Source organism: Ruegeria sp. AA3, from assembly GCF_056542905.1.
Genome location: NZ_JBQGAQ010000001.1, coordinates 101808 through 115157, shown reverse-complemented (window position 1 = coordinate 115157; position 13350 = coordinate 101808). Strand labels below are relative to the sequence as shown.

11 protein-coding genes are annotated in these 13350 nt (G+C 57.7%); 2 read left to right on the top strand and 9 right to left on the bottom strand.

The genetic code is table 11. The features are described from left to right. Positions 1 to 55: 55 nt before the first annotated feature. Positions 56 to 1078: a ketol-acid reductoisomerase gene (gene ilvC / locus ACR0JR_RS00610; RefSeq protein ID WP_170779055.1), complete on the top strand. Its 1023-nt coding sequence runs from the start codon at positions 56 to 58 to the stop codon at positions 1076 to 1078. Between the two features lie 45 nt (positions 1079 to 1123). On the opposite strand, the gene ACR0JR_RS00605 is transcribed toward ilvC, so the two are convergent. Continuing rightward, the gene (locus ACR0JR_RS00605) at positions 1124 to 1579 is read right to left on the bottom strand and encodes an SRPBCC domain-containing protein (RefSeq protein ID WP_480454640.1); all 456 of its coding nucleotides are present in this window, start codon (positions 1577 to 1579) and stop codon (positions 1124 to 1126) included. After that, positions 1576 to 1887: a metalloregulator ArsR/SmtB family transcription factor gene (locus ACR0JR_RS00600; RefSeq protein WP_170469305.1), complete on the bottom strand. Its 312-nt coding sequence runs from the start codon at positions 1885 to 1887 to the stop codon at positions 1576 to 1578. The genes ACR0JR_RS00605 and ACR0JR_RS00600 overlap by 4 nt, the downstream gene beginning before the upstream one ends. Positions 1888 to 1965: 78 nt before the next feature. Between ACR0JR_RS00600 and ACR0JR_RS00595 the strand changes: the two genes are divergently transcribed. Then, the gene (locus tag ACR0JR_RS00595; RefSeq protein ID WP_480454639.1) at positions 1966 to 2868 is read left to right on the top strand and encodes a DMT family transporter; all 903 of its coding nucleotides are present in this window, start codon (positions 1966 to 1968) and stop codon (positions 2866 to 2868) included. Here ACR0JR_RS00595 and glmM read toward each other — a convergent pair. The 7 genes from glmM to glyS form a co-directional block, all read right to left on the bottom strand. Beyond that, a complete protein-coding gene (gene glmM, locus ACR0JR_RS00590; RefSeq protein WP_480454638.1) occupies positions 2865 to 4208 on the bottom strand; it encodes a phosphoglucosamine mutase in 1344 nt (447 codons plus the stop codon). The genes ACR0JR_RS00595 and glmM overlap by 4 nt on opposite strands. 32 nt (positions 4209 to 4240) lie before the next feature. After that, the gene (folP, locus tag ACR0JR_RS00585; protein ID WP_480454637.1) at positions 4241 to 5239 is read right to left on the bottom strand and encodes a dihydropteroate synthase; all 999 of its coding nucleotides are present in this window, start codon (positions 5237 to 5239) and stop codon (positions 4241 to 4243) included. Then, on the bottom strand, positions 5236 to 6156 hold the full coding sequence (locus ACR0JR_RS00580; protein ID WP_480455172.1) for a dihydroneopterin aldolase: 921 nt from the start codon (positions 6154 to 6156) through the stop codon (positions 5236 to 5238). The genes folP and ACR0JR_RS00580 overlap by 4 nt, the downstream gene beginning before the upstream one ends. 102 nt (positions 6157 to 6258) lie before the next feature. Further along, the gene (locus tag ACR0JR_RS00575) at positions 6259 to 7632 is read right to left on the bottom strand and encodes a multicopper oxidase family protein (protein ID WP_480454636.1); all 1374 of its coding nucleotides are present in this window, start codon (positions 7630 to 7632) and stop codon (positions 6259 to 6261) included. 73 nt (positions 7633 to 7705) lie between these two features. Continuing rightward, the gene (locus ACR0JR_RS00570; RefSeq protein WP_480454635.1) at positions 7706 to 8344 is read right to left on the bottom strand and encodes a cell wall hydrolase; all 639 of its coding nucleotides are present in this window, start codon (positions 8342 to 8344) and stop codon (positions 7706 to 7708) included. A 186-nt stretch (positions 8345 to 8530) separates the two neighbouring features. Next, positions 8531 to 11116: a putative PEP-binding protein gene (locus ACR0JR_RS00565; RefSeq protein WP_480454634.1), complete on the bottom strand. Its 2586-nt coding sequence runs from the start codon at positions 11114 to 11116 to the stop codon at positions 8531 to 8533. Between the two features lie 12 nt (positions 11117 to 11128). Continuing rightward, positions 11129 to 13348, bottom strand: coding sequence for a glycine--tRNA ligase subunit beta (gene glyS, locus ACR0JR_RS00560; protein WP_480454633.1), 2220 nt, complete (start codon positions 13346 to 13348; stop codon positions 11129 to 11131). Positions 13349 to 13350: the final 2 nt, after the last annotated feature.

Sequence of the window (13350 nt, the reverse complement as noted above, 5' to 3'; positions counted from 1 at the left end):
TCCTTGGAAATACAAAGTAAAAACCACCGCAATCGAAACAGAAAGGACCGGCAAAATGCGCGTCTATTACGATCGCGATTGCGACATCAACCTGATCAAAGACAAGAAAGTGGCCATTCTGGGCTACGGCTCGCAAGGTCACGCCCACGCTCTGAACCTACGTGACTCGGGCGCCAAGAACCTTGTCGTAGCGCTGCGCGAAGGTTCGCCTTCAGCGAAGAAAGCCGAAGCGGAAGGTTTGGAAGTGATGGGCATCGCTGAAGCCGCCGCTTGGTGCGACGTCATCATGTTCACCATGCCCGACGAACTGCAGGCCGAGACGTACAAGAAATACGTGCATGACAACATCAAGCCCGGTGCCGCCATCGCATTTGCCCACGGCCTGAACGTGCATTTCGGCCTGATCGAGCCAAAAGAGGGCGTCGACGTCATCATGATGGCCCCCAAAGGCCCCGGCCACACCGTGCGCGGCGAATACACCAAAGGCGGCGGCGTGCCCTGCCTGGTGGCGGTTCACAGCGACGCGACCGGTAAAGCGCTGGAAATCGGCCTGTCCTACTGCTCGGCCATCGGCGGCGGTCGTTCCGGCATCATCGAAACCAACTTCCGCGAAGAATGCGAAACCGACCTGTTCGGCGAGCAGGCCGTTCTGTGCGGTGGTCTGGTCGAACTGATCCGCTGCGGCTTTGAAACCTTGGTCGAAGCCGGTTACGCGCCCGAGATGGCCTATTTCGAGTGTCTGCACGAGGTGAAGCTGATCGTTGACCTGATCTATGAAGGCGGCATCGCCAACATGGATTACTCGATCTCGAACACGGCCGAATACGGCCAGTACGTCACCGGCCCGCGTATCCTGAAATACGACGAGACCAAAGCACGAATGAAAGAGGTTCTGAACGACATCCAGCAGGGCAAATTCGTTCGTGACTTCATGCTGGAAAACGCCGTTGGTCAGCCGACCATCAAAGCGGCCCGCCGCGCCAATGACGAGCACATGATCGAAGAAACCGGTGCCAAACTGCGTGGTATGATGCCTTGGATCTCGGCCGGTAAAATGGTCGACAAAGAAAAGAACTAGGCCTGACGTCTGTTAGTGAAAGGGCGGCCCATGTGGCCGCCCTTTTCATTTGCCCACCGCATCGGCAAAACAGGTCGCAAGTACATAATCCCATCCACTGTTATAGCCATCTCGCTTGGTTTGCGCCTCAGCAGCCCAGACCTCCCAACCCGAATGGGTCAACGTAACTTTGGTTTGTCCCTGCCCATGTTCCTCGAACTTCACCTCGACGCGGGTCTGTTTGTCTGGATCAGTGCCCGGATGCCAGCTCATAGCAAAGTGGCGACCGACCTCATAATCCAGAACCTCCCCCCATTTGGCCCGTGCGCCATCATGCATCACTTCATAGACTGCGCCGCCAACTTCAGTTTCAATCACGACACCCAAAGCCGCCTTGCCCGCCCCTGCTGATACCGCGTGCCGGTTCAGTGGCCACCATGATGCTGTGCGCTTGACGAATATGCCGAAAGCCTGTTGTGGCGCTGCATTTACAACTACAGTTTTGATGATTGGATCCGTCATATGTCCTGCCCCCCTTCATTTACCTCAATTGCGAAGCTTTCCAGAACATCAGACCAGTAGCGCTCTAACCACGCCCGCATTTCATTCAGCCCGCCGGGCCGCGCCGCATAAATCCGTCGGGTGCCTTCAGCGCGGCATTCGACCAAACCAGCGTCGGAAAGCACTTTCAGATGCTGGGATACCGCAGGGCGACTAACGGGCAATTCACCTGCCAGTTCACCTACTGCACGGGGCTTGTCAGCTACCGCTTCGAACACCTGCCGACGGGTCGGATCACCTAATGCATAGAACGTATCTTGGTAAGTCATGACTAACGGTAAACATATACTTACATAAAGTCAAGATCGCATCGTGACACCGACCTGATCGCAGGATAAGGGGATGGAATGGTTCAACAACCCGACCACCGCGACTGGAGCGGCATCGCAGCACTCGGCCTCATCTGGGGGGCCACTTTCATGGTCGTGGCCATAGCTCTTGAAGGCTATGGCCCCATTACTGTGGCCACCGCGCGCACAACTCTGGGCGCGGTCACACTGCTGCTGTTGATGCGGATCACACGGCGCAAAATGCCCGCGATGAGTGCTCAACTTTGGTGGTTCGTCACTGTTATCGGAGTGCTTTCTACCGCCCTGCCCTTTGTGTTGCTGAGTTGGGGCCAGCAATATGTGCCATCGGCCTTTGCGGGCCTGTCGATGGCCGCAGTTCCGCTCATGGTGCTGCCATTGGCACATTTCTTTTCGGATGAGCCTATGAACCTGCGCCGCTTGGTTGGGGTATCGCTGGGATTTTCCGGTGCGCTTGTTCTGATCGGTCCCGGCCTGGCACAGCTGGGCCAAGGGGCCGAGCCACTGGCCCAGCTTGCCTGTATAGGCGCCGCATTCTGCTATGCCAGTTCATCCGTTATCACCCGCCGCTGTCCGCCAATTGACCCGATAACGTTGTCTGCACTGACACTGGTCGTTGGCGCAGTGATCTTGTTACCGATCATGCTGATGACTGAAGGAACACCCACATGGCAAGGTACGCGCTCAGGACTTGCCATCATAATTCTGGGGCTGATACCAACAGCCTTCGCCACATTGCTTCGCGTGTCGATCATCCGTAGCGCCGGATCGGTTTTTATGACCTTGGTGAATTATCAGGTGCCCATCTGGTCAATGGTCTTCGGAGCGTGGATTCTGTCCGAGGCTTTGCCTCTGCGCTTCTACATCGCTCTACTCATGATTCTGACTGGTTTGGCGATCAGCCAATGGTTCAGCCTGCGCAAAATGCTGATCGGGCGTTAGCCAGTGGCGGCCTCGACCTCGGCCACAATCCCATCAACAACCTGGTTCAGCAGGGTGGAATCTTCGCATTCAGCCATAACCCGGATCAAAGGTTCGGTTCCCGATTTGCGGATCAACAGGCGTCCCTGACCATTCAGGCGTGCTTCGGCGTCGGAAATAGCACTTTGGACGCTGGCGGCCTCAAGCGGCGCCTGACCGGCACTAAAACGCACATTTTTCAGCAGTTGCGGCACCGTCTCAAACTGGCGCGACAGTTCCGAGGCCTTCTTTCCGGTCTGTACCATCTCGGCCAGAAAATGGAGCCCTGCCATAAGCCCGTCGCCGGTTGTGGCATAATCGCTCATAACAATATGGCCCGATTGTTCACCACCCAGATTGAAGCCACCTTCGCGCATCCGTTCGACTACATACCGGTCACCAACGGCAGTGCGTTCCAACCGCAGCCCTTGGCCCGCCAGAAACCGTTCCAGCCCGAGGTTTGACATCACCGTTGCCACCAGCGCACCGCCTTTGAGCTGATCAGCGCGAGACCACGAGGAAGCCAAAAGGGCCATCAGTTGATCCCCATCAGCTACGGTGCCGGTTTCGTCGATCACAACCACCCGGTCGGCGTCACCATCTAGACAGATGCCGACATCTGCGCCATGCGATACTACGGTCTCGGCCGCAACGCGGGGCTGTGTCGAGCCGCAATCGAGGTTGATATTCTTGCCGTCAGGTGCAGTCCCAACCGGGATCACATCCGCACCCAGCTCCCACAGAACCTCGGGCGCTGTCCGATGCGCCGCCCCATTTGCGCAGTCGATCACGACCTTCAGCCCGTCCAGACGCAGATCGCGCGGCAACGAGGATTTCACCCGCTCTCCGTAACGAAAGCGCGCATCATCGACCCGACGCGCACGGCCGATATTCTGTGCCTGCGCGGGGCTTACGCCTTCTTCGATCAGCCGTTCGATCTCAATCTCTGCCTGATCAGACAATTTGAAGCCATCTGGCCCAAAAAACTTGATACCATTGTCGATCGCCGGATTGTGGCTGGCCGAGATCATCACGCCCAAATCTGCACGCATCGAACGAGTCATCAACCCGACTGCGGGCGTCGGTACCGGCCCCAGCAACAGCACATTCATGCCCGTAGAGGTCAGGCCCGCCGTCAACGCGTTTTCCAGCATATAGCCAGACAGCCTTGTGTCCTTACCAATGACCACCCGATGCACGCCTGACGCATCCCGGCGAAAATACCGACCCACAGCAGCACCGATACGCAATGCCATTTCCGCCGTCATCGGGTGCGTGTTGGCGGTGCCCCGCACTCCGTCGGTTCCAAACAGCTTGCGCATAAGTCGTTCTCCTGAAATTCCTTGTGTCCGAATTACCGGACGGCGGCCCATAGACGCAAGGCCTGAGCCGTCTCGGCCACGTCATGTACCCGCACAATCTGCACGCCCTGTGATATTCCCGCCAGAGCAACCGCGATTGATCCCGGCGCGCGGGCATCCTTGCGCGACTCTTTGCCGATCTCGCCAATGAACCCTTTGCGCGAAACGCCTAACAGGATTGGGCAGCCCAACCCGTGGAACAGGCTGAGATTACGCAAAAGGGTTAGGTTGTGATCTGTGTTTTTGCCAAACCCGATGCCGGGATCGACGATAATCAGATCGCGGTTCAGGCCCTGCCCTACCAATTCAGTGATTTGCCCATCTAGGAAATCGTAAACGTCCAATAAAACGTCGTCATATTGCGGGTCATCCTGCATCGTGGCCGGATCACCCTGCATATGCATTACGCAGACCGGAGCCTCGATCTGTGCGCAAAATGGCGCAAGTTGCGGGTCGAAAGTGAACCCAGACACGTCATTGATCAACCCCGCGCCAGCCTGATGCGCAACTTTGGCAACGCTGGCTTTACGAGTATCGATCGAGATTAACGCATCGGTTTCGGAGCGGATCGCCTCGATCAGGGGGCGCGTACGCGCAATTTCTTCGTCCTCCGGCACGAAATCAGCTCCGGGGCGTGTGGATTCGCCGCCGATATCCAGAATGCTTGCACCATGCGCCACCATCTCGACCGCAGCGGTGCGCGCTGTGTCAATCGAGTTATGCACCCCTCCATCCGAGAAGCTATCGGGCGTCGCGTTCAGAATGCCCATGATCTGAGGCTGCGCCATATCAAGCCCGGCTATCGCGGTGCGCGGGCGGACAAATCGAACCAGATGTTCCTCTGGAATATCAGAGACATCCACGACCTTCTTGATTTTCCCGCGTTCGATCTTTTCGGCTTGTGTAAACCAAAGCTTCTGATCTGCCAATGACATCGCTCCGTCAGGACGAAGGTCTCCGTGCTGAACCAAAGGACGGTAGTAGACGGTCACAGTTGCGCCTGTTCGACCGGAATTGCACGCAACGGCGTTTTAGGGGCCTCGGGAAGGTCTCCGCCGATCACCAGCATTTCGCTGGCTTCAAATGTTGCCGCGAACCACGCAGCCAGTGCCACTGCATCCGACGGTGCCGCAGACGGGCCATCTACCGCATCCAACACTACTTTCGACGGCGCCCAAACGCATATCTGACCGTTTTTCATCGCCCAATCCAACTCGGTCCGTGTCGAGACGACTACGCAACGGAAATCCCTTGCGGCCAACACCCAGGCGTTCTGCTCGATCGCCAGCAGATCAATCCTGCGTTGCGTCATGGCATGGCCAGTCTGCGACACCGCCAGATCAGAGGCGCCAACACACAAGATCAGCGGGCGCTGACGGTTCTCGAGCTGATCGATCCAGCCAGTCAGATTTTCGGATTCAATCGCGGCATTTGACAGGAAAACAAGCCGCGGATGAGGCCGCTCTTCTTCGGTCACGTCGTGATGCACCGCATCCTTTCCGCGGACGATCTCGACCCCCAGCGCACCGGGGCCGCGATCCAATTTTTCAATTCGAACAAAAGCTCTTACGGCCTGAGGCTCATGCAAAATTCGCTCAGCCACGCGGTCAGCCAGTGTTTCTAGAAGATTCAACCGCTCAGCCGCCAATTCGAACGCGATCGCTTCGGTTACTCTGTCATAAGACAGAATGCGATCCACATCATCATCAATAGGATCGCTCAACGGACGCACTTCAACGACGATGTTGAAACAGATACGTTGGGTTGTGCCGCGTTCAGCCTGGAAGGCACCGATCTCAACTTCGACAATGTGATCCCGCAAAGAAATACGATCCAAAGGACCGCGAGGTGCGGTTGCCTCGGACCGCTCAGAGGGATGCGCGAAGGCAAGGCGGATTTCAGAGCTCATACGTCGGACCTTTTCGGGCTCGGTGGACTGATCAGCCCACTTTAGGCGTTTCGCGGGCGTATAGCACCGTAACATGCGCCTTTCCAGCTATCGATTGCGGCGTTACGTGACCCGAAACCAGCTCATCATTCCCGATGCCGCATGGCCTAGCATGTGACAATGCAACAGCCAGTTACCTGGATTGTCGGCGACAAGCGCCACCCGCCGCACCTGCCCACGCTCAACGAGAACAGTGTCACGCCACGGCCCCAGCGTACCATCCTGCAAGATTATGCGGAAATGGTGGCCATGCAGATGCATGGCATGTGGAAATGCCGTTTCATTTGCAAATTCAATCCGATGAACCGATCCCAATCGCACATCCAGAAACGGATCATCTGGCCGCTCTGCATATCCGTTCAATGCCCAGAATCTCCCTAGCTGTGCCAACTCACGACCTGAAAGCTCCGCATCGCCCAAGTTGGCGCTCTCCAGCCAGCGCATTGCCCCACCTTGCATCGTCATACGATGCAGCGGAGTGTTCTGCAGTGTAATTTCGGGCATCCGATTTACCGGTAGCGGATCAATTTCAGTGCGCGCAACACGTGATGAAACTCCTGACACGTCAAACTTGAGCAATCCGTATGCGCCGTCCCGCTCCACGCTGACAATGCTCGCCGCCTGTCCCGAGTTCGCCAAAACATCAACGATCAGGTCGGCCCGCTGCGCGGGTGCCAATGGGAAACTGTTTTTAACCCGCAACGGAACCTTAAGCGGCATACCGTCAAGCGCCACGATCCAGCCGGCGAGCCCGTCGAGCGTGACGTCGAATACCCGGGCATTCGCCGCATTGATCAGCCGTAAGCGCAATCGTTCAGACGTCTTTACCGGATAAGAAGGGTCAAACCTTCCGTTCACCGTTATAAGGTTGCCCAGCCGACCCGCATGGCTCAGATCATGCCCATTGTCGAACTCGCCTGAAATCTCTGCGCTTTCGGGGTCAAGGCGCCAATCGTCCAGCATCAGGCTCAGGTCTTGATCGACATCGGGTCCGATGGCCTCTTCGACGATCAAAGGGCCATAAAGCCCTCGCGCGACCTGTTCCATAGATTGATTATGCGCGTGGTACCAATAGGTCCCCGCATCCGGCACCTCGAAATCATAGTCAAAACTAGCCTTGGGCTGCACGACCTCCTGCGTCAGACCGGGCACTCCATCCATCGCATTGTCAATCCGGACGCCATGCCAGTGAACAGTCGTTGGTTGGGGCAGCATGTTAACAAGCTTGCGACGCACTCGGGCGCCCTGTGGAACACGGATTTCGCTACCCGGAACACCACCGCCATAACTCCAGATCGGTGTTTCCGGATACCCTTGGGGCGCGATCTGCTGCATGGAAGTCTGTGCCACCAACTCGGAGGCCGATGCCATCGCCACGCGTGGCATCATCGACAAGGCCAAGGTCGATTGCAGAAACTGTCGGCGTGATATGGTCATTACGAGCCTCCTGGCTCGCAACATAGTCGGTAAAACGCCTGTAGCCAGCACCTTTCCAGCGCTGGTGCGTCAATCAGTTGCTGGCAGTGCGATAGTTGTGCTTGTAGAAAATATGCACACCAATCCGCGCAGTTTCCTTGTAAACCCGTGACCAGGACGGGCGAACTGCCTTCGTGTGATAGTGTGTGGCACCCGCTGTCATCTCTTCAGCAACGCCATCAATCGCCGCACGGGCAACCTTGGCGACACGCTCGTAAGCACGCTTTTCGTGGATGACCTCTTTGTGGCCATCGCAGGTGTAAGTAAACTGGCACTGATACTTCTTACCGGTTCCCTGCTTGATCACACCACAAAGCGAATTCGGAAAGCGTCCGCTTTCGACGCGGTTCATGATCACTTCGGCTACGGCAAATTGCCCGCGTACGCTTTCACCACGGGCTTCGAAATACAGCGCCTCTGCAAGACAACGGAATTGTTCATCTCCGTTTGCGTTGGGCTGCTGATCCAACCAACCTTTGGTGTAAGAGATTTCAACCTTTTCCGGTGCCTTACGCGGCTTGAACAGCGTAAGATAGTCGCGAAAGTTCTGCGCTGGCAGCTCGTTACGGGCAACCAGTTCAACAGGTTTTTCGTCGTTCTGCCGTTCGGCGAACAACAAACTTGGCAGCACGGCTGCGGCCCCCACGGCGACAGCCATTATGTAGCGTCTCATCAGATAACCTCGCACAGGCACAAACGCGCCATACCCTCCCCCGGCGGGCGCGACGAGGCACATACCCCACTTCGAGGCAGACGTCCAGTTTTCAAATAAATGCAAGTAAAAAATCGCCTACGCCACCGATTTTCATCGACAGCGGGGCAATTACTTCGCCACTATTTCTAGGTAGTGGACAGTTAGTCAACCCCCAAGTTTGGACGAAATCGCCAGTTGAGCGGCAGACAGCCTAGCGACCGGAACTCGGAAGGGGGAGCAGGACACGTAGTCAAACCCCAGAGCTCGGCAGATGGCGATTGATTCGGGGTTACCACCATGTTCACCACATACTGAAAGCGTAACGTCCGGCTGAGCTTCCCGACCACGTTCGGCCCCAAGCTTCAGCAGTTCGCCAACCCCGTCCCCATCAAGAACGTGAAATGGATCTTCATTGAAGACCCCCAAATTCACGTAAGCCGACATGAACCGCCCCGCATCGTCGCGCGACAATCCATAGGTCATCTGAGTCAAATCGTTGGTTCCAAAGCTAAGAAAGGCGGAATGCGGGGCAATCTCATTCGCGCGCAGACAGGCCCGGGGCGTTTCCACCATCACGCCCAGCCGATAGTCGAATTCCTGCCCTTGCTCCGAGGCAACCTCGGCCGCGACCGTATCGATCCGGGTTTTAACCAGCTCAACCTCGCGCTTGGCCGAAACCAGCGGGATCATCACCTCGGGCACCACGGGTGCGCCTTCCTTGCTGGCCTCCAACGTTGCTTCGAAGATCGCGCGCGCCTGCATGTCGTAGATTTCGGGTACAGTCACGCCCAAACGTACGCCACGCAGCCCCAGCATGGGGTTGTATTCGCTCATCGCCTCGACCCGACGCTCGACATCAGAAACGGGCAGGTCCAGCGCCTCGGCCAGCTCTCTCTGTCCGCTTCGGGTTGTGGGCAGAAATTCATGCAATGGCGGATCGAACAAGCGGATACAGACTGGCTGCCCTTCCATGATCCGAAACAGCTGTACAAAATCCTGTCGCTGCATCGGCAGCAGGCGTTCCAGCACCGCAGCGCGCCCCGAGGGCGTTTGCGCAAAAATCATCTCGCGCATCACGGTCAGACGACCCGGATCAAAGAACATGTGCTCAGTCCGGCAAAGCCCGATCCCTTCTGCTTGAAAATTCCGCGCAGTCTGTGCATCGGCAGGCGTATCGGCGTTTGCGCGGATCGCGATGTCCCGCTCGGCGTCGGCCCACCCCATTAAGGTTTGAAAACAATCATCCAGCGCTGCCTCAAGCATCTCGGGCTGGCCTGCCAGAACCTGCCCGGATGTGCCGTCGATGGTCAGAATGTCACCTGTTTTGAACACCCGCCCATCCGGAGCGTTCAGCAGCTTTTTCTTGGTTTGAAACCGCATCTCGGATGCGCCGACAATACAAGGCAGCCCCAAACCTCGGCCGATCACCGCCGCATGGCTGGTAATCCCACCCTTTTCGGTCAACACCGCAACCGAGGCATGCATTCCCCGCACATCCTCGGGCGAAGTTTCACGGCGCACAAGAATACAAGGTTCACCCCGCGCAGCGCTGGCCTGCGCTTCGGCTGCGGTAAATACAATCCGACCTGTCGCAGCGCCCGGGCTTGCGGCGATGGCCGTGGCCAGAACATCACGTTCAGCGTCTGGGTGAACCTGACGGTGCAGCAGTTCATTAAGCGAGTGCGGGTCGATGCGCATCACAGCCTCTTGCGGCGGGATGATCCCGTCCTCGGCCAAACGCACCGCAATCCGCATGCCTGCTCGCGATCCGCGTGGCACCCGGACACCATCCAGAATATGTACCTGCCCGTTCTGAACGACAAACTCGACCTGCATCTCTTCGCGCAGCTTCTCTCGCATCAAGGCAGCATTGGCCTTGAGATCTGCGAAAGCTTCGGGAGCCACATCTTCCAGTGATGGTCCGCGCTCATCCTTCTCAAGATACAGCGCAGCAACGCCTTCGCCGAGCGCATCGCGCCCCTGGCTCTGGCTCAGATACCGCCCAGTGATCTGAGGCATGCCCGTTGCCGGATCAATCAGTTGCAGCACGCCCGATCCACATTCGCCTTGCCCCACGCCCGGGATCATTTCCTGAATCACCAGTCCAAGCCCGGCATCTGCGGGTGCCCCTTTGGCCTGTCGCAGCAACCGGGCCGAGGTTCCATCCCACGCCCGCGCCATCGACCGCAAGACACCGATCAACTGCTCACCCCGATCCTGAGGGAAGACCTCGTCGGTTTCATCTTCATACGCGCGCAGAGACAAGCTCAGCCCTTCGCGACCATCCGTCTCGATATCATCGAATACATCCGGGTCCAGACGGGCCACATGCAGCGCGTAGCTCTGCACGAACCGAAGATAGAGCGCCGCCGCCGCTTCTGCGCCCATATCCGCCGATCGATCGAGATAACGCGCATCATTCATACCGATGTTCAGCACTGCGCCCGGGCCACCCCAATCTGGGTCTTCTGAACTAGGCCGTACACACAGCAGCGCCTCGGCATCGAATTGTTCCAGAATGGCGGCGATGTCAGGCACCTGACCCTCCGCGATGCGCTGCACCGCGTCAAAAGACAGCGCCACCGTGCGTGGCACCGGCATGTCCAGTCGGACCAGTCTTTGCAGGCACTTCGCCCGGCCGCCATGGGTATTGGCGGCAACGGGCGCTTTCGGAGTGATAAGCGTGGTATGCGGATTATTCTGCACTGCGGCACCTTTTGGTTTGCCCGCAGCATAAGGCCCTGCGCCCATGGCGCAAGGGCGTTATCCCTCGATCCGAGTCAGATCAGCCACGCTGGAGCAGACCTTGCGGATCTGGCTCAGCAGGTTCAGACGGTTGCGGCGCAGAATGTCATTATCGGTATTGACCTGCACGTCCTCAAAGAACGCATCCACCGGCCCGCGCAGTTCGGCCATTGCCGCCATCGCCGTTGGGAAATCCTCGGCCTTCAGCGCAGGATCGATCTTGACCTCTGCCGCGTCAAGCGCCGCAAACAGCGCCTTTTCGCTGTCGGTCTCGGCAAATTTCACATCCGCGCCGTAAGAGTATTCCACCCCATCCTTCTCTTCCGCCTGAGACAGGATGTTGTTGGCCCGCTTGAACCCCTGCACGAGGTTCTCTCCGTCCTCGGTCGCGATCACCGCGTTCAGAGCACGCGCACGTTTGACCAACAGGTTGAGGTCGTCATTCCCCTCCATCGCGATACAGGCGTCGATGACATCATGGCGGATGCCTTCGTCCCGGAGGAAGACTTTGAGGCGGTCGTGGAAGAAAGAAAGGAGATCGTCAGACGCGTCAGGAACCTTTTTCTCAAGCTCAAGAAATGCTGTTGCGGGCAGTCCTTCAAGCTTTTCTTTGACTGTCTGGAATGAAGCACCAAAGACACCATGTTCTGCGATTTCTTCCAAGAGATCGCGGACATTCGTTTCGGGCAAGGCGTCATTGATAGCGCTTTCTGCTCGAACAAGTTGGCTATCGAAGAAACGGTCCAACCGAAGGCGTAGATTGTTATTCACAATTAGTCGAATTACCCCTAACGCCGAACGACGCAACGCAAACGGATCTTTCGAGCCAGTCGGCTTCTCATCAATCGCCCAGAATCCGGTCAGCGTGTCCAACTTGTCGGCCAGCGCCACGGTCACCGAAAGCGGAGCGGTTGGCACGTCATCCGACGGCCCCAGCGGCGAGTAATGCTCTTGCGCCACGGCCGCGACAGCAGCGTCCTCGCCAGCCGCTTCGATGTAATACCGCCCCATAAGCCCCTGAAGTTCAGGGAATTCATAGACCATTTCGGAGTTCAGATCAGCCTTGGCCAAACGCGCGGCTTTCTCAGCCTGATCGGCATCCGCCCCGATCACCGGGGCGAGTTCGCGGGCCAGTGCGGCGATGCGGTCGATCCGCTCGGCCTGTGTACCCAGCTTGTTTTGGAAGGTCACATTCTCCAGCGCGCGGGTCCATTGGGCGATGTCCGACTTGGCAACGCGCAGATCGTTCTCCCAAAAGAATTTCGCATCGGCCAGACGGGCTGAAAGCACTTTCTGGTTCCCTGCCAGAATGGTCGCACCATTGTCGGCGGTTTCACGGTTGGCGACGGTAATGAAGCGTTCGATCCGGCCCGTCTTGGGGTTTTTCACGGAAAAGAACTTCTGATGCTCTTTCATCGAGGTCTGCAGCACCTCGGGCGGCAGCTCAAGAAACTCCTCATCAATCTGCCCCATCAGTACAACGGGCCATTCGACCAGACCGGCCACCTCGGCGAGCAGACCCTTGTCATCAACCACTTCCAGACCTGCGGCAAAGGCCATGTTCTGAGCGTCGTTCCAGATATGCTCGGCACGTTCCTCGGGCGACAACACCACAAAGGTGCGTTTCAGCTTGGCGGCGTAATCCTCGAAAGATGTGACAGAAAACCGGTTCGGAGCCATGAAACGGTGGCCCTCAGTCGTATCACCGGATGTGATCCCCTCGACCTCAAGCGGCACGGCCTGCGCGCCTGCCTCATCTGTCAGGATACACAGGATCGAGTGCAAAGGCCGTACCCACCGCATCGATCCAGCCCCCCAGCGCATCGATTTGGGCCAGGGAAAGTTTCGAATGGTAGCTTCCAAAACCTCGGCGATGATTTCAGCGGCCGGGCGGCCCGCCTTTTCGATGGTGGCGAAATAGACTGCGCCTTTGGGCGTGTCGCGCTCTTCCAACTGATCTCGGGTCAGACCAGCGCCGCGCAGAAAACCTTCAATGGCTTTGTCAGGCGCGCCGACCTTGGGGCCTTTGCGCTCTTCGCGGATCGTAGGGCTTTCCGCAAGCAGGCCCTCGATAGCCAGCGTCAGGCGACGCGGCGTCGTCAGTGCAGCGGCAGAGGCATAGGTCAAACCAGCCTCGACCAAACCGTCCGTGATCCGCTTTTTCAGATCCTCACCGGCGCGGGCTTGCATCCGCGCGGGGATCTCTTCGGAGAACAGTTCGATCAGCAGGTCGGGCATAG

Coding starts and splice junctions, on each gene's coding strand:
- ACR0JR_RS00600 (WP_170469305.1), bottom strand. CDS start 1,887: ATGACTTACCAAGATACGTTCTATGCATTAGGTGATCCGACCCGTCGG.
- ACR0JR_RS00580 (WP_480455172.1), bottom strand. CDS start 6,156: ATGAGCTCTGAAATCCGCCTTGCCTTCGCGCATCCCTCTGAGCGGTCC.
- ilvC (WP_170779055.1), top strand. CDS start 56: ATGCGCGTCTATTACGATCGCGATTGCGACATCAACCTGATCAAAGAC.
- ACR0JR_RS00570 (WP_480454635.1), bottom strand. CDS start 8,344: ATGAGACGCTACATAATGGCTGTCGCCGTGGGGGCCGCAGCCGTGCTG.
- ACR0JR_RS00565 (WP_480454634.1), bottom strand. CDS start 11,116: ATGGGCGCAGGGCCTTATGCTGCGGGCAAACCAAAAGGTGCCGCAGTG.
- ACR0JR_RS00595 (WP_480454639.1), top strand. CDS start 1,966: ATGGTTCAACAACCCGACCACCGCGACTGGAGCGGCATCGCAGCACTC.
- ACR0JR_RS00575 (WP_480454636.1), bottom strand. CDS start 7,632: ATGACCATATCACGCCGACAGTTTCTGCAATCGACCTTGGCCTTGTCG.
- glmM (WP_480454638.1), bottom strand. CDS start 4,208: ATGCGCAAGCTGTTTGGAACCGACGGAGTGCGGGGCACCGCCAACACG.
- glyS (WP_480454633.1), bottom strand. CDS start 13,348: ATGCCCGACCTGCTGATCGAACTGTTCTCCGAAGAGATCCCCGCGCGG.
- ACR0JR_RS00605 (WP_480454640.1), bottom strand. CDS start 1,579: ATGACGGATCCAATCATCAAAACTGTAGTTGTAAATGCAGCGCCACAA.